At 65.6% G+C, this 13720-nt stretch carries 20 protein-coding genes; 14 read left to right on the forward strand and 6 right to left on the reverse strand.

The window, feature by feature from the left end; all coding sequences use genetic code 11:
- Positions 1-11: 11 nt before the first annotated feature.
- On the forward strand, positions 12-665 hold the full coding sequence (locus E4K65_RS07140; RefSeq protein ID WP_135173525.1) for a L,D-transpeptidase: 654 nt from the start codon (positions 12-14) through the stop codon (positions 663-665).
- A 122-nt stretch (positions 666-787) separates the two neighbouring features.
- On the forward strand, positions 788-985 hold the full coding sequence (locus tag E4K65_RS07145; RefSeq protein WP_135173526.1) for a hypothetical protein: 198 nt from the start codon (positions 788-790) through the stop codon (positions 983-985).
- A 19-nt stretch (positions 986-1004) separates the two neighbouring features.
- Here the strand turns inward: E4K65_RS07145 and E4K65_RS07150 are convergent, their stop codons facing one another.
- Together E4K65_RS07150 and E4K65_RS07155 are read right to left on the reverse strand one after the other, a co-directional pair.
- Positions 1005-1439 carry a COG4315 family predicted lipoprotein gene (locus E4K65_RS07150; RefSeq protein ID WP_135173527.1) on the reverse strand — a complete coding sequence of 145 codons (435 nt, stop codon included), beginning with the start codon at positions 1437-1439 and terminating at the stop codon, positions 1005-1007.
- A 119-nt stretch (positions 1440-1558) separates the two neighbouring features.
- The gene (locus tag E4K65_RS07155) at positions 1559-2023 is read right to left on the reverse strand and encodes a MarR family winged helix-turn-helix transcriptional regulator (protein WP_135173528.1); all 465 of its coding nucleotides are present in this window, start codon (positions 2021-2023) and stop codon (positions 1559-1561) included.
- 96 nt (positions 2024-2119) lie between these two features.
- On the opposite strand from E4K65_RS07155, the gene E4K65_RS07160 reads away from it, so the two are divergent.
- The 5 genes from E4K65_RS07160 to E4K65_RS07180 all read left to right on the forward strand — a co-directional run bounded on the left by E4K65_RS07160 (position 2120) and on the right by E4K65_RS07180 (position 6449).
- Positions 2120-4042, forward strand: coding sequence for an FAD-binding monooxygenase (locus tag E4K65_RS07160; protein ID WP_167770593.1), 1923 nt, complete (start codon positions 2120-2122; stop codon positions 4040-4042).
- A gap of 145 nt (positions 4043-4187) precedes the next feature.
- The gene (locus tag E4K65_RS07165) at positions 4188-5213 is read left to right on the forward strand and encodes an SH3 domain-containing protein (RefSeq protein ID WP_135173530.1); all 1026 of its coding nucleotides are present in this window, start codon (positions 4188-4190) and stop codon (positions 5211-5213) included.
- A gap of 169 nt (positions 5214-5382) precedes the next feature.
- The gene (locus tag E4K65_RS07170; protein WP_167770594.1) at positions 5383-5661 is read left to right on the forward strand and encodes a hypothetical protein; all 279 of its coding nucleotides are present in this window, start codon (positions 5383-5385) and stop codon (positions 5659-5661) included.
- 215 nt (positions 5662-5876) lie between these two features.
- Positions 5877-6056: a hypothetical protein gene (locus E4K65_RS07175; RefSeq protein WP_027542535.1), complete on the forward strand. Its 180-nt coding sequence runs from the start codon at positions 5877-5879 to the stop codon at positions 6054-6056.
- Positions 6057-6128: 72 nt separating this feature from the next.
- Positions 6129-6449 carry a hypothetical protein gene (locus E4K65_RS07180; RefSeq protein WP_135173787.1) on the forward strand — a complete coding sequence of 107 codons (321 nt, stop codon included), beginning with the start codon at positions 6129-6131 and terminating at the stop codon, positions 6447-6449.
- A gap of 17 nt (positions 6450-6466) precedes the next feature.
- Here the strand turns inward: E4K65_RS07180 and E4K65_RS07185 are convergent, their stop codons facing one another.
- The 3 genes from E4K65_RS07185 to E4K65_RS07195 all read right to left on the reverse strand — a co-directional run bounded on the left by E4K65_RS07185 (position 6467) and on the right by E4K65_RS07195 (position 8263).
- Positions 6467-7036, reverse strand: coding sequence for a TetR/AcrR family transcriptional regulator (locus E4K65_RS07185; RefSeq protein WP_027542537.1), 570 nt, complete (start codon positions 7034-7036; stop codon positions 6467-6469).
- The gene (locus E4K65_RS07190; RefSeq protein WP_027542538.1) at positions 7036-7380 is read right to left on the reverse strand and encodes a DMT family transporter; all 345 of its coding nucleotides are present in this window, start codon (positions 7378-7380) and stop codon (positions 7036-7038) included. Before E4K65_RS07190 ends, E4K65_RS07185 begins: the two co-directional genes overlap by 1 nt.
- A 217-nt stretch (positions 7381-7597) precedes the next feature.
- Positions 7598-8263, reverse strand: coding sequence for an O-methyltransferase (locus tag E4K65_RS07195; RefSeq protein WP_135173532.1), 666 nt, complete (start codon positions 8261-8263; stop codon positions 7598-7600).
- Positions 8264-8361: 98 nt separating this feature from the next.
- On the opposite strand from E4K65_RS07195, the gene E4K65_RS07200 reads away from it, so the two are divergent.
- The 3 genes from E4K65_RS07200 to pdxY all read left to right on the forward strand — a co-directional run bounded on the left by E4K65_RS07200 (position 8362) and on the right by pdxY (position 10630).
- The gene (locus E4K65_RS07200; RefSeq protein WP_135173533.1) at positions 8362-9006 is read left to right on the forward strand and encodes a TetR/AcrR family transcriptional regulator; all 645 of its coding nucleotides are present in this window, start codon (positions 8362-8364) and stop codon (positions 9004-9006) included.
- Positions 9007-9097: 91 nt separating this feature from the next.
- Entirely contained in the window at positions 9098-9739 is a 642-nt protein-coding gene (locus E4K65_RS07205; protein ID WP_135173534.1) for an FMN-binding negative transcriptional regulator, read from the forward strand.
- Between the two features lie 78 nt (positions 9740-9817).
- Positions 9818-10630, forward strand: a complete 813-nt coding sequence (pdxY, locus tag E4K65_RS07210; RefSeq protein WP_135173535.1) for a pyridoxal kinase — start codon at positions 9818-9820, stop codon at positions 10628-10630.
- 4 nt (positions 10631-10634) lie between these two features.
- Here pdxY and E4K65_RS07215 read toward each other — a convergent pair whose 3' ends face one another.
- The gene (locus tag E4K65_RS07215) at positions 10635-11924 is read right to left on the reverse strand and encodes a hypothetical protein (protein ID WP_135173536.1); all 1290 of its coding nucleotides are present in this window, start codon (positions 11922-11924) and stop codon (positions 10635-10637) included.
- Positions 11925-12243: 319 nt separating this feature from the next.
- Between E4K65_RS07215 and E4K65_RS07220 the strand changes: the two genes are divergently transcribed.
- The 4 genes from E4K65_RS07220 to E4K65_RS47015 all read left to right on the forward strand — a co-directional run bounded on the left by E4K65_RS07220 (position 12244) and on the right by E4K65_RS47015 (position 13672).
- Positions 12244-12408, forward strand: a complete 165-nt coding sequence (locus E4K65_RS07220) for a Flp family type IVb pilin (RefSeq protein ID WP_027542544.1) — start codon at positions 12244-12246, stop codon at positions 12406-12408.
- A gap of 183 nt (positions 12409-12591) precedes the next feature.
- Positions 12592-12771 carry a hypothetical protein gene (locus tag E4K65_RS07225; RefSeq protein ID WP_235885518.1) on the forward strand — a complete coding sequence of 60 codons (180 nt, stop codon included), beginning with the start codon at positions 12592-12594 and terminating at the stop codon, positions 12769-12771.
- Positions 12772-12942: 171 nt separating this feature from the next.
- Positions 12943-13197 (forward strand): hypothetical protein, encoded by a 255-nt coding sequence (locus E4K65_RS07230; RefSeq protein WP_135173537.1) that lies wholly within the window; start codon positions 12943-12945, stop codon positions 13195-13197.
- A gap of 328 nt (positions 13198-13525) precedes the next feature.
- Entirely contained in the window at positions 13526-13672 is a 147-nt protein-coding gene (locus E4K65_RS47015) for a hypothetical protein (RefSeq protein WP_167770595.1), read from the forward strand.
- Positions 13673-13720: the final 48 nt, after the last annotated feature.

The following is a 13720-nucleotide window of genomic DNA, read 5'->3' on the forward strand; positions in this document are numbered from 1 at the left end:
GGGGGCCGGCGGTGCCAAGATCTGTTCTCGCTCTTTTCGTTGCTGCCCTGCTGCCGCTCGGCGGCTGCATGCAGACGACGCTTTCGCCATCGACGGATGCGAGCATGACGCCGCGCGACCGTCAGTTGCTCGCACATACGCCATACGCGCAGGCGAACGTGCCCGAGCAATATCTCCGTCATATCGTCGATTATCCGCGCAAGGAGCAGCCGGGCACGATCCTGGTCGATACCAATGCGCGCTACCTTTATTTCGTGCTACCCGAGGGCAAGGCGATCCGCTACGGCGTCGCGGTCGGCGAGGAGGCCATGGCCTTCTCGGGCGTCGCGCGCGTGGGCCGCTTGGCGGAATGGCCCGATTGGGTTCCGACTGCGGACATCCAGGCGCGGCTTGGACCGTATCCGGCGCGCGTCGCCGGTGGTCCCGCCAATCCACTGGGCGCGCGCGGTATCTATCTCTTCGTCGGCAACAAGGACACGCTCTACCGCATCCACGGCACCAACCAGCCCGAATATATCGGGCAGGCGATCTCGTCGGGCTGCATCCGGATGCGCAACGAGGACGTGATTGATCTCTACGACCGGGTGAAGCTCAATTCGATGGTCGTGGTGCTGCCGCCCGGGCAGAACGCGCAGGCCGAGACGGGCACGAACTGGCGCGGGTGAGGAGGGCGCTCACTCACGCGTGAATGCGCGCGGGATCTGCGATTCCGCAAGGGTGAACTGGTTCACAGGCGATCCGCTCGCCTTGCGCTATGCCTCGATGGCCGGTTGCCATTGGAGGCATCATGCAAAAATTCATTGATCAATTGACCGAAAGCGATCGCCGGGTCGTCCGCAAGTGGCGGCTGGTGACCGTTGCATTTTATGGATCGATCCTGGCTGGAATGGCCGTGTATATGGCGCTGCATTGGAATCCGGAGGTGAATTATGCCTCGGCCGGTCCAGCGACCCATGCGAAGGTGACGAGCGCGTCACGGCACTGATCGGACCGCCGCTCGGGTCCTACTCGCCGGGCCGTGCGACGCGCCATTGCAGCGTCGTGGCGTTGCCGTTGGCATCGCCCGGCGCCTTGTCGGCGGGTGAGGTGTAGAGCGGGCGGTAGCGGTATGCCCACATCTTGCTACCGTCGTTGCGGCTGATCACGGTGAAGTCGCCGACGGCCCTGGCGTCGGCCGTCGCGGCGAGCGGAACCCAGCTTTCGGCGCACTTCCCGTTGCAGTTCGACGTCTTGCCGGTGGTGTCGCGCTCGTAATAGTAGAGCGTCATGCCCTTGAGATCGACGAGCTTGGGACCCTGCTTGGTGATGACCACCTTCGCCGGCGCGGTCGTCGCCTCGGGCTTCGGCGGAGGAGGCGCATCGCCGCCGCCATGTCCGTTTGCGAGCGCATGACCGGTCGAGAACGCGATGGCCGCGGCCGCAATGAGGAACCTGAACATCCGAAACTCCCGGGCCGCAAAGTTAATCGCGCGTTAAGCGCCGAATGGGGCCGACCGTAGCAGCCGAAGGTTAGTTCCTGGTTTCGCGGCACTGCGACAATTACGGACATGGATGCGGCTTAAGCCTGCACATCGCGGAGCGGGGCGCGGCTGAGCTCGTTGCCGGCAGCGATGGCCTTGCGCAACAGGCGCATCAGCTCCTCGCCCTCCCTGGCGTTGAGGCCGCGCAGCATGATGCGCTGTGCGGACTCGACCACCGGCGTGATCTTGCGCAGCGTGCGCCGGCCCTCGTCGGTGATCTCGAGTTCGCGGGCGCGGCGGTCGCGGCTCGAGGCGCGACGCTCTGCGAGCCCCTTCTGCACGAGGCGATCGATCACGCCGGTGATGGTGGTGCGGTCGTAGGCGATCAATCCCGCGAGCGTCACCTGGTCGAGCCCCGGATTGGCCTTGATGGTCGCGAGCGCGGCGTATTGCACCGGCGTGAGGTCGAAGCCGGCATCGCCGACCTCGGCCAGGAAGACCGCGACCGCGATCTGCTGGAACCGGCGCGCCAGATGACCGGGCATGTCGTTGTTGTCTTTCACCGAATTCTCCTCGGCCGCAGCGACAGTGCGTGACAAGTATACTGATAGTCAGCATACTGAGCAATATCGAAGAAGACGTTGACGGGAGAGGTGCTCATGCAATTCCATCTCAATGGATTTCAGCCGGGCGACCCTGAAATCGCCGATCCCGCCGAACGCGTTCAGGCTCCCGGCGCGGCGGGCGCCGTGCCCGAGGAGGTCGACGTCCTCATCGTCGGCTGCGGGCCCGCGGGCCTCACGCTCGCGGCCCAGCTTGCGCAATTTCCCGACATCAAGACCTGCATCGTCGAGCAGAAGCCGGGCCGGCTGTCGGTCGGCCAGGCCGACGGCATCGCCTGCCGTACCATGGAGATGTTCCACGCCTATGGCTTCAGCGAGCGCGTGCTGAAGGAGGCCTATTGGGTCAACGAGACGACGTTCTGGAAGCCGGACGAACGGCGGCCCGAGACCATCGTCCGCAGCGGCCGGGTGCAGGACGTCGAGGACGGTCTGTCGGAATTCCCGCACGTCATCCTCAACCAGGCGCGCATCCATGACGGCTTTCTCGACCTCATGCGCAAGTCGCCGGCCAAGCTCGAGCCCCATTACAGCCGCCGCCTGCTCGACCTCCAGGTCGATCCGGCCGCGGGACCTGCCGACCGTGCCGTGACCGTGCGCCTCGAACGCGTCGATGCCGGAAGCGAGGGCAGGGTCGAGACGATCAAGGCACGCTATGTCGTCGGCTGCGACGGCGCGCGCAGCACCGTGCGCAAATCGATCGGCCGCGAGCTGCATGGCGATTCCGCCAACCACGCCTGGGGCGTGATGGACGTGCTGGCGGTGACCGATTTTCCGGACATCCGCTTCAAGGCCCTGATCCAGTCGGCGAGCGATGGCAGCCTGCTGATCATTCCGCGCGAAGGCGGCTACATGGTGCGTATCTATGTCGAACTCGCCAAGCTTGACGTCGGCGAGCGCGTCGCGAGCCGCAACATCACCGCCGATGACGTGATTGCGAAAGCACAGCGGATCCTGAAGCCGCATACGCTTGAGGTGAAGGAGATCGCCTGGTGGTCGGTCTACGAGATCGGCCAGCGCCTGACCGACAAGTTCGACGACGTGCCGGAGGCCGAGATCGCGACCCGCCTGCCGCGCATCTTCATCGCCGGCGATGCCTGCCACACCCACAGCCCGAAGGCGGGGCAGGGCATGAACGTCTCGATGCAGGATGCCTTCAATCTCGGCTGGAAGCTCGCCGCCGTGCTCCGCAAACAGAGTGCGCCAAGCCTGCTGCATTCCTATTCGGCGGAGCGTCAGGCCGTTGCGAAAGAGCTGATCGACTTCGACCGCGAATGGGCGGGGATTCTGGCGTCTGCCGCCAAGGCCGGTGGCGCCGATGCCGCAAGGACGCAAGACTATTTCGTCCGGCACGGCCGCTATACGGCCGGCACCGCGACGCATTACAGGCCGTCGATCCTCACGGGGGCTGCGTCCCATCAGCACCTCGCGCAAGGCCTCGTCATCGGCAAGCGCTTCCATTCCGCGCCGGTGATCCGGCTGGCGGACGCAAAGCCCGTTCATCTCGGCCACGCCGCGCAGGCCGACGGACGCTTCCGCATCTATGCATTTTCCGGTGCGGAGAATCCGGCGGCGGTCGGCTCTGCCATTCGCGCGCTGTGCAACTTTCTCACCGAGGCCAGGGAATCGCCGGTGAGGCGATATACCTCCGAAGGCGCCGACGTCGACGCCGTGATCGACCTGCGGGCGGTCTTCCAGCAGGATCACCGCGAGCTCGCCGTCGAGGCGATGCCGTCGCTGCTGCTCCCGCGCAAAGGCCGCTATGGCCTGCTCGACTACGAAAAGATGTTCTGTCCGGACCTCAAGAGCTGCCACGACGTTTTCACGATGCGCGGCATCGATCGGCAGGCCGGCTGCATGGTCGTGGTGCGGCCGGACCAATATGTCGCGAACGTGCTGCCGCTCGACGATTTTACTGGGCTCGCGTCGTACTTCGACGGGTTCATGCTGCCGGTGAACTGACGTTCGCGGTGTTGCGCACGTCGTGCAGATGAACGGCGGATGAATACTGAACTCCGCGCGCATTCAATCTTTCGGCTGATGCGGCTGCTCCAGGAGGAACGCTCGTTCCTCCCGCGCGTTCGGACTCGCAGAGGAGGAACACGCCATGAGACTCAGAAGCATTTTGGTTGCAGCATTACTGCTCGCCCCCACGGCCGCGCTGGCTGCGCCGGGCATCGTCACCGTCTCGACCGGCTTGCGCGCCGGGCCGGGTTCGGGATTCCCCGTGGTCGATCGCATCCCCGAGGGCGCCCGCGTCAACATCCATGGCTGTCTGCGCGGCAATGCCTGGTGCGACGTGAGCTTCTCCGACGATCGCGGCTGGGTGTCGTCGCAATATCTCGAATATCTCTACCGCAATCACTACGTCTATCTTCCCGACTATGTCGACGAGATCGACGTGCCCGTCGCGCCCTTCGTGTTGACCTCGTACTGGTCGAACTATTATCAGGGGCGACCCTGGTATCGCCGCCATGCCTACTGGAATAATTACTGGACCTCGCACGAGCGCTTCGCGACGCGGATGACGATCGATCCGCGCGCGGCCCGTATCGGCCGTGCGGCGACGCGCGACGCGGCGATCGTACTGGGACGCGGCGGCGCGAACGCTAAGGCCGCTCCCGCGATCTCCGGCCGTGATGCGACGACGGTACGGCATGACGCGGCCATCGCAAAGCGCGACGCTGCGATGGCAAAGCGCGACGCTGCGGTTGCGGCGGATCGGACTCGCGCCGGACGAAACGATCGCCTGGTGAACGCGCGGACAAGCGTGCAGCAGAACCGCAACCCGCGCGATGCGCAGGCGCGCATGGTGCACGAGCATGCGGCGAACCGCGCCGCAACGCATGCGCAGCCAACGCATGCGCAGCCGACGGCGCGTACTCAGCCGATGGCGCGTGCGCATGAAGCTCCGCGCGTATCGGCCGCGCCTGCGGCCCGGCCCGCGACGCCGCATGTGGCGCAGCCGAACGTCAGCCACGGCTCGCCGATGAATGCCCATGCGCAGATGCCGGCGCCGCGCGCGGCAGCACCTGCGACGCCGCATCCGGGCGGCGGTGCTCAGCACATCAACGCCGCTCCGCGTGGCGGCGCGCCGGCCAGTGGTCCCGGCGGCGGTCACGAGAAGCGCTAACATCGTTGCGAAAGCCCGGCCCTCGTGCCGGGCTTTCTTTTCGGAGCGACCCGGGTTCCATGCGCGTACAATTTAAAAAGGTTCTTCGCGGGCAGATTTCATCGATCGTAATATGTCTATCCAAAGCTGTAAGCATCCACTCGGGGCAGCGGGGCACGGGAGGATGACGATGAGACAGAACCAGGCGGAGACGCGCCGCCAAAATGTCGCGAAGCGGTCGATGACAAAAGAGGTCAAGCAGCTGACCGGCTTGATCGCCACACTGCGTGAATCGCTCGATGGCATCCGCAAGCAGCGGGCGAACGCCAAACTGTCCGGCGCCGAGATGGGTGCTCTCGACGAACGGCGCAACAATCTGCTGCTCACGATCGCGGCCCTGGACGATCGCCTGTCGGCGGTGCAAGGGCTGATCGATCTCGGCCGTCCGCACATCATCCGCGTCCATTAGCGGAGCTCGGGCAGGCGCGATCGGGTCCGTTGCTGATGTGACGGGCCGGGCCCCTGCTACCAGTGCGGCGCGCTCGATCCCGGTCACCCGGCTGCGGGTGCGCCGGTGCGATGCTGCCTGCGGATGGCACCAAATTGCCACGCTCTCGGCGAATTGCCGCCAAAGCCCGCTGCCACGAGGGGAGCGGGTGCGGGGGCAACGCGAGGGGATGCGTATTGGCCTACAAAATGGTCGCAGAACGCGACAATGAGAAGTACAGTTTCGCCCGCGAGAGCCGACTGCTCATCGTGGCGAAGGCAAGGGTGTGGGCGAGCGAGGGATGGCGGGTCGTCATCACCGACCAGGACGGCAAGGCCTACGCGCCGCCCGAATTCGATCAATTGCTGGCGGCGTGACCGCAGGACGGGGCTAGGGGACGACATTTGACTTCGTACTTTCGGCCGGGGCGCGAGCTGATCGCGCTCCTGATGACTCTTTCAGCCGCCGTCGCACTGACGGCGACGGTCGCGTTCGCGCAAAATCTCGATGCCGGCAAGTCGCCCGAAAAGCTGTTTGCCGATGGTTGCGCGACCTGCCATCGGAGCCCGCGCGGTCTTGCCAAGGGGCGCTTCAGCCTGACGCTGTCCTGGTTCCTGAAGGACCATTACGCGACCAGTTCCGACTCCGCCAAGTCGCTCGCCGCGTATCTGGTGTCGGTCGATGCGCCGCCGCCGCGGGCCGCGGCCAAGCCCGGCGCAAAATCATCCCGGTCGGCGCCACGTCCGCCAAAGCCGGCGACAAGCCAGTAGTCAGCGCGACAAGGGCGCTATTCGCGCCGATAGGTCTGCGCGATCAGCCGGCCATGCACGGCGCGCAGCTCGGCATTCATGCGCGTCTGTCCCGTCGTGACATAGGACAGCCAGGCGCCGTCGGCGGCGAGGCGCACGACATGGAGCTCGGGCGTGCCGTCGGTTGCGCGATGCCGCTTCAGGCGTGCCTTCATCCAGTCGTTCCAGAGCCGGCGCAGTGACGGATCGGTGACGACGACCATGCTCAGTGCCGCCCAGGGCGTGGTGAAGCCGAACGCCTTGCCTGTGAACACCGCATTGACATAGGCGCGCGTAAAGCTGCCGCGCGGTTTGGGATCAGCTTCGATTGCGGCGTCGATCTCGGCATCGACGCGGGCGAGCAGATCCGCGAACAGGCCCTCGATCAACGCCTGCTTGCTGCCGAAGTGATGAAACAGGCCGCCTTTGGTGACGCCGGCTGCCGCCGCCACCGCCTGCACCGTGATGCCGGAGACGCCATGGTCCATGGCAATGGCCGCAGCGTGGTCGAGCAGGGCGCGCCGCACCTGCTCCGGCTGCTTGGCGCGGCTATAGGCGCTGGCCGGCATCAGTGCACCGTCGTCTCCGAGAACAGGTTGATGACGACGACGCCGGACACGATCAGCGCGATGCCGACGAAGGCCGCGGCGTCCAGCATCTGGCGGAACAGCACAAACGAGACCGTGGCGGTCAGGATGATGCCGACCCCGCCCCAGATCGCATAGGCGATGCTCAGGGGGATCACCCGGATCGCGACCGACAGCGCGTAGAACGAGGCGACATAGAACAGCACCATGGCCAGCGTCGGCCACGGCCGCGTGAACTGCGCCGACTGCTGCAGGAAGGCGGACGCGATGACCTCGAAGACGATGGCAAGGGCAAGCGCGATGTAGGCATTGAAGGCGGAGGTCATGGCAGGCTCGGGCGTGGTGCGCAAGAAAGATACCGCGCGGTAGGTATGTTTAGCACGTGGAAGACGGCTCTTGCCAGCAGCAGCTATCACATGTGAGTGACGAGGCTGCGACACGGGCTGAGGACCTGATGTTCCGCGATCTGTCGCCGACAAAGCGAAGCCGCCGCGCGATGAATCGTGCGACGGCTCCGTGGGATCGTGGCAGCTCGATGTGGCGTCAGTTGATCCGTACGGAGAGCTCGACGTCCTCGGCAAAGGCCGTGGACATGTAGCCGCTGCCGGGCATGCGCACGCGCGCCAGATAGTCGGGGCTGTCGTCGGCGTTGTCGGCCACGATGATCGCGCCCGGCTTGAGATGGCCTTCGACCAGCTCCAGGATCTCAGGGTAGAGCGCCTTGGCGCCGTCGAGCAGCACGAGGTCGATCGTATCAGGCAGATCGGCGCTGAGCGTCTTCAGCGCATCCCCTTCGCGGATTTCGACGAGATCGAGCAGCCCGCCGGCCGAGAGGTTGTCGCGCGCCCGCGCCGCCTTGGACGGCTCGAACTCGCTGGTGATGAGGCGCCCGCCACCATTGTCGCGCAGGCCTGCGGCAAGGTGCAGGGTCGAGATGCCGAACGAGGTGCCGAACTCGACGATCGTTCTGGCGCGGGAGCTGCGCGCCAGCATGTAGAGCAGCGCGCCGGTCTCGCGGGAGACCGCGAGCGGGACGTCCTTCAGGCGTCCGTAGAGGTCGGCGTAATCGGTCTTGCTCCGCATCATTCGCGCCCGGTCGGCGTCGGTGAGATGAGCGAACGCGGCTCGCGTTGCGCTGCGTGCTGCTTCGTCCTGGTCGAACAGGCGATCCAGCAGCGGCGCCAGCGACGTGATTGTCGGGGTAGTCATTTGGTGTCTCCGTAGTTCGCGGCAATGCGCGGGCTTGCGTGCGAACTGAAATACGACTAATTCGTCGCATTTCCTATTCGCATTACCCCGAGCGCATCATGGCCGATCGTCGAAGTAGTTCAGTTTCCTCGCGAAAACAGCCGCAACAGGCCCGCTCCAACGAGCTGGTCGCGGCTATTTTGGATGCTGCCGTTCAGGTTTTGGCAAAGGAGGGCGCGCAGCGTTTCACGACGGCGCGGGTGGCCGAGCGGGCCGGGGTGAGCGTCGGATCGCTCTATCAGTATTTTCCGAACAAGGCGGCAATCCTGTTCCGCCTCCAGAGCGACGAGTGGCAACGCACGAGCGAACTGCTGCGCGGCATCCTTGCCGACCGGGCGAAACCGCCACCGGCGCGGCTGCGCGCGCTGGTCCAGGCTTTCATTCGTTCCGAGTGCGAGGAGGCGGCGATCCGCACGGCGCTCAGCGACGCCGCGCCGCTCTATCGCGATGCGCCCGAGGCACACGATGCGCGGGCCGCCGGCAAGGGCATCGTCGCGGCCTTCATGCAAGAGGCATTACCAAAAGCCTCGGAGGCGACGCGCGAACTTGCCGGGGAGCTGATCAAGACGACGCTGAGCGAGGTCGGCAAGCACTTCTCGGAGGCACCGCGCAGCGAGGCGGAGATCGTGCGCCATGCCGACGGGCTCGCCGACATGTTTTGCGCCTATCTCGGCGAGCTCTCACGACGCCGAGATCATTCCTGACATCCACGCTTGCGGCCCAATATCGTTTCGGATTTGGCCGGATCATGGGATAGCCTCGCGCCATCCTCATCCAGCCATCGAGCGCCGCGCCATGCATGTCCTCCGTCCCCAGTTCCGCATCGAGGAGCAGCATGCGCTGGAATTCGCAAGGCAACGCGGCTTCGGCGTGATCGTGGCGGCGGACGAGCGCGGCCCGCGCGCCTCGCACGTACCGTTCCTGCTGGACCGGCGCGACGGGCAAGCCATCGTGCAGATCCATCTCACGGCCAGGAATCCACTCGTGCCGCTTGCGGACGGCACCCGGCGCTTCCTGCTGATCGTTGCCGGCGACGATGCCTACATCTCCAACGACTGGTACGCCTCGCAAGACAACGTCTCGACCTGGCTCTACGAGGCGGTGCACCTGTCGGGTGTGGCGCATCTGCGTGGGCTCGACGAGAACCGCGGGCACGGCGATGCGCTGCTTGCGGTCGCCGAGGCGCGGCTGCCGAAGCAGCCCTGGGACCTCGCGCAGATGGAGCCGGACAAGCGCGAGAGCATGCTGGCTGCGATCCGCGTCATCGATCTCGTGGTCGACCAAATCGAGGGGCAGGCGAAGCTCAACCAGCACAAGAGCGATGCGGACCATGTCGCGGTCGCCGGCTACCTGGCGCGGTCGGCGGAGAGCGGCCACCGCCGGCTGGCGCGGAAGATGCAGGCGCTGCGGCCGGGGCTTGGGTATGAAATCCCGTAGCCCGGATTACGCTTCGCTCCATCCGGGCTACGCCAGCTACGCTTGCGTCGCGCAACAATTGACCTTACGGACCTCTGCATGCTCGTCATCTCCATTCAAAGCCAGGTGGTCCACGGCCATGTCGGCAACAGCGCGGCGGCCTATGCCATGCAGGCGGAGGGCGTGAACGTCGCGGCAGTGCCGACGACCCTGCTGTCGAACCATCCGCGCTATCCGAGCCTGCGCGGGCGGGTGCTGGAGACCGAGCTCGTCGCCGATCTTCTGCGGGGCGTGGAGGAACGCGATCTCGTCGACGAGGCCGCGGTGCTCGTCACCGGCTATCTCGGCTCGCCCGGCAACGCCGCCGTCGTCGCCGATTTCGTCGAGCGCGCCTTGAACCGCAATTCGAGGCTCGTCTATCTCTGCGATCCCGTGATCGGGGACGACGGCCGCGTCTATGTCGCCGACGGCATTCTGGACGTGCTGCGGCACCGCCTGCTGCCGGCCGCGAACCTGACCACGCCGAACCAGTTCGAGCTCGAGCTGCTCTCGGGCATCACGATCGCGGACGCGCAGGATTTGCGCGCGGCGTGCGCGGCGCTGGCGGGGACCGGCCGCATCGACGTCGTCGCCACCGGCTGCACGCTCACGGATATGCCTGACGGGCAGGTGGAGACGATCCTCTGCGCCGACGGGCAATTGTCGCGCTTTGCGACACCGCGCCTGCCAATCCGCCCCTATGGAACCGGCGATCTCCTCACCGGCCTGATCGCGGCGCATCTGGCCAAGGGCAAGGCGATGGAGGCGGCGGTGCGGCTCGCGGTCGAGACCGTCTTTGCCGTGCTGGTGCGTACGCAGGAGGCGGGATCCGCTGAGATGCGCCTCGTGCCGCTGCCGACGCGGAAGCCGTAACGGTTCAGGTCGCGCGCTTGCCGGCCGATTGCGCCGACTTCTGCGGCTTGCCCTTCTGCTCGCGCGCGGCCTGTGCCTTTGGCGACCTGGCGCTGGCCACGGCCCGCGTCTTCTTCGGCCTGGCGTTGGCGGCTTCCCTGCGGTCCGCCGTGCCGCGCTTCGAGACATATTCCGCGCCGTCGATCGGGCCGACATGCGGCGGATCGCGGCCGAGATAGGGCCTGCCGATGCCGAGCGCCTTGCCGTTGGCATCGACCCATTTCCACAGGATCTCGGTTGAGACCCAGCGCTGCGCGCGGTTGTTGCCGGCGGTCGAGACGATGTCGGCGGCCATGCCGTGACCGTAGCCGCCGCGCGTGCTGCCGCCGTGATAGGAGCGGTCGGAGGCGGCCTTCAGGCCGCTCGCGATCGACTGGCGATAGTCGTCGCGGAACGCGCTGGTGATGCCCGGCGACAGGCCGGCGGCTTCCGCCGCGAGCAGCGTGCGGAACAGCTTCCGCTTGAAGCTCTTGTCCATGCCGCCGATGACGTAATCCATCATCGACATGCGGGCGTGCTCGGCCGCCTTCGGATCCTTCCAGCCGAAATCCTCGTCGACCAGTTTCGTGAAGCTGCGCATCATCGTGACCATCTTGCCCCTGCGCTTGATGGTGACGGCGCGGCGCTCCTCGACCTTGATCGAGTCCTCCTTGGGCGTGCGCTGGTAGAGCGCCCAGAGATAGCGGTCGATGCAGGCGTCCATCACGAAGCATTCGTCGAGCACCGCGACGGTGTCGGCGGACGGTGATGCCTTGCTCTCGGTTGCGGCCGGCCCGGTCGCGATCGCCGCGGGCGACAGCGCGTCCGTCGTCACGATCTCGGTGGGATCGGCGGATGCGAGCTTGACGGGCTCCTGCACCGGTGCGGCCTCGCCGACGACGGGCGCCGGCTCGGGCAGGATCTGCGGCGCAGGCGGTTCGCTCGGCAAGATCAGCGCGGGATCGGCCGAGGCGAGCTTGATGACGGGGGCGGGCACCTCGGGCGCTGCTGCTTCAGCGCTTGCCGGCTCGGGGGCCTGAGCCACCGCGGCCGCGATATCGGCAGTCAGGGCGATGCCATCCTCGATGGTCGCAGCGCGCGGAACGTCGGCGAGGTCGAGGCGGCCGAGATCCTTCGCGCGCGAGACGGTGGCTGCATTGGCGCCGCTGTTCTCGATGAGGGCAGGGGCATAGGCGGACAAGGAAAGCGCCAGCCAGCCGGCCATGACGGCCGAGGGGCACGCGACTGCCACCAGAAGAGACCGCCGATCGTTCATGATCCCTGCCTCCAAACGGTTCTGTTCGAACACGTCTTGTCGAACAGTCTTGCACAGAAAGGCACGCAGCGCGTCGATTGTTCGGAGGATGGTGTGGCGGCGCAATGGCGCAAATGGCCGAAAACGGGCTTTTCAGGCAGGTGTTGCGAAGATGCAACGCGGGTTCCATCGGGCTTCGGAGAAGGAAAAAGCCCTGCAAATGCTGCGTTCATTGTCGTCGAATTTGCCCGGTTGCATTTACTCAATCTTGGATTGCAGTCTGGCATTTCTCTCGCACCGGCACCGTCCGGTAGCGTTGGGAAGGACACGAGTTGTGAAATTGAAATGCCTGTTGGCGGACTTTGCCGCCGATGAATCCGGCGCCACCGCGATCGAATACGGCCTGATCGCAGCGGGGATCGCGCTTGCGATCATCGAGATCATCTACGCGCTCGGCACCAATCTCGTTGCGAAGCTGCAATCGCTGGCGACCGCGCTGAAGTAAGTTATCCTCCGGCCCGCGTTCCGTGATGATCGCGCCTCTGACGGGGCCGGGTCGGCGCATCTGTGCGAGGGATCTGCGCATCCGTCGCATCCCCCTGGATGCGGTGTTTTGCCCGACGCCTCGCTGCAACTTTGCAGCGGCTTGCGCGTTGGTGCGGCTATGACCCACTCCTCGCTTCGTCCCATGGACGCCTTCGACCCCACCGAGCCTGCCATCCTCCACGATCTCCTCTCCGACAGGATCATTACCTGGACCGCCGATCAGGCTGATGATTATCGGCGTGCCAGCCAGGCGCGCGACGATGGGACCGTGGCCTGGAAAGCCTACGTCTTCGACGGCTGGGGCAACGTGCTCGGCGGCTGAGCGCCGCCTATAAAAGCGTCATGTCGCGGCCGGCGGCGATTCGGCCAAGGCCTTGTACGCATTAAACATATCGCCATGCGCCGGATGCGTTGTTGCAATGCAACAGTGCATGTCGCAATGCAGCAAATCAGGCTTAGATGTGCTCCGAAACTTCCTTCTGGAGCATCACCAATGAACAAGAAGACTCTGTCGATCGCGATCGCCGCCCTCACTCTTGCGGGCTCGACTGCCACCTTCGCCTCCGAGCTGCCGGCCTACGAGGCCTATGGTTTCCCAGTCTCCCCGTTGCAGGTTCGCGTGCTCGGTGCCGCGCAGGTCGAGCAGCAGGCTGCAGCGCCCGCCGCCAGCGTGACGGCGCTTCAGGCCAGCGTTCTGTCGCCGCGCAAGGTGAAGGCCGCGACCGTGACCACGGGCAGCGCCCGCTAAGCATCATGCGACAGGCACCGCGCGCAGGCGTCGTGCCGCTGTCGCCTGCATGAATTCGCAACCGTCGGGTTCGGAATTCTCAGCATCACATTGGAACCGCGTTCCTGACAGGAGCGCGGTTTTTCTTTGCCTGCGGGAACCCGCGCGATTTCATCGTGCGTGCGCGGATCGAGAAGCGGGCGCGACAAAAGAATCGCGCGATGGCTTCGTTGTGTACGGCCGTTCAAGACGCATGTGATCTCCTTAATACTTGTTTCGGAGATCGCGGCGCCTGATGCGCGCGCCGCATATTGAGCGGCCAATTCTGGAATCATACTGGAGGCCGTTTATGCCCGTTGCGCAAAAAGTCGTTGTTGCCAGCACCTCGCCGCGTGCGTTCATCATCAGGCATCTTGCGCTGTTCGCGGCCGCCGCGTTGTTCGTGTTCGTGCTGAGCCTGACCTATGGCCTCGATCTCAGCCCCGGGTTTTTCTGATAGCCGGGCTACGAGAGCCTCCGCTCGCGCACCGCGCGCAAACTTGAC

The sequence above is a fragment of the Bradyrhizobium niftali genome (genome assembly GCF_004571025.1).
Taxonomy (GTDB): domain Bacteria; phylum Pseudomonadota; class Alphaproteobacteria; order Rhizobiales; family Xanthobacteraceae; genus Bradyrhizobium; species Bradyrhizobium niftali.

Bases quoted from the DNA above. Each gene is read 5' to 3' on its own strand.
- E4K65_RS47015 (WP_167770595.1), top strand. From the start codon at position 13,526: ATGCCCGTTGCGCAAAAAGTCGTTGTTGCCAGCACCTCGCCGCGTGCG.
- E4K65_RS07160 (WP_167770593.1), top strand. From the start codon at position 2,120: ATGCAATTCCATCTCAATGGATTTCAGCCGGGCGACCCTGAAATCGCC.
- E4K65_RS07190 (WP_027542538.1), bottom strand. From the start codon at position 7,380: ATGACCTCCGCCTTCAATGCCTACATCGCGCTTGCCCTTGCCATCGTC.
- E4K65_RS07180 (WP_135173787.1), top strand. From the start codon at position 6,129: ATGACTCTTTCAGCCGCCGTCGCACTGACGGCGACGGTCGCGTTCGCG.
- E4K65_RS07205 (WP_135173534.1), top strand. From the start codon at position 9,098: ATGCATGTCCTCCGTCCCCAGTTCCGCATCGAGGAGCAGCATGCGCTG.
- E4K65_RS07170 (WP_167770594.1), top strand. From the start codon at position 5,383: ATGAGACAGAACCAGGCGGAGACGCGCCGCCAAAATGTCGCGAAGCGG.
- E4K65_RS07195 (WP_135173532.1), bottom strand. From the start codon at position 8,263: ATGACTACCCCGACAATCACGTCGCTGGCGCCGCTGCTGGATCGCCTG.
- E4K65_RS07145 (WP_135173526.1), top strand. From the start codon at position 788: ATGCAAAAATTCATTGATCAATTGACCGAAAGCGATCGCCGGGTCGTC.
- E4K65_RS07185 (WP_027542537.1), bottom strand. From the start codon at position 7,036: ATGCCGGCCAGCGCCTATAGCCGCGCCAAGCAGCCGGAGCAGGTGCGG.
- E4K65_RS07150 (WP_135173527.1), bottom strand. From the start codon at position 1,439: ATGTTCAGGTTCCTCATTGCGGCCGCGGCCATCGCGTTCTCGACCGGT.
- E4K65_RS07215 (WP_135173536.1), bottom strand. From the start codon at position 11,924: ATGAACGATCGGCGGTCTCTTCTGGTGGCAGTCGCGTGCCCCTCGGCC.
- E4K65_RS07200 (WP_135173533.1), top strand. From the start codon at position 8,362: ATGGCCGATCGTCGAAGTAGTTCAGTTTCCTCGCGAAAACAGCCGCAA.
- E4K65_RS07225 (WP_235885518.1), top strand. From the start codon at position 12,592: ATGGACGCCTTCGACCCCACCGAGCCTGCCATCCTCCACGATCTCCTC.
- E4K65_RS07165 (WP_135173530.1), top strand. From the start codon at position 4,188: ATGAGACTCAGAAGCATTTTGGTTGCAGCATTACTGCTCGCCCCCACG.
- E4K65_RS07230 (WP_135173537.1), top strand. From the start codon at position 12,943: ATGAACAAGAAGACTCTGTCGATCGCGATCGCCGCCCTCACTCTTGCG.
- pdxY (WP_135173535.1), top strand. From the start codon at position 9,818: ATGCTCGTCATCTCCATTCAAAGCCAGGTGGTCCACGGCCATGTCGGC.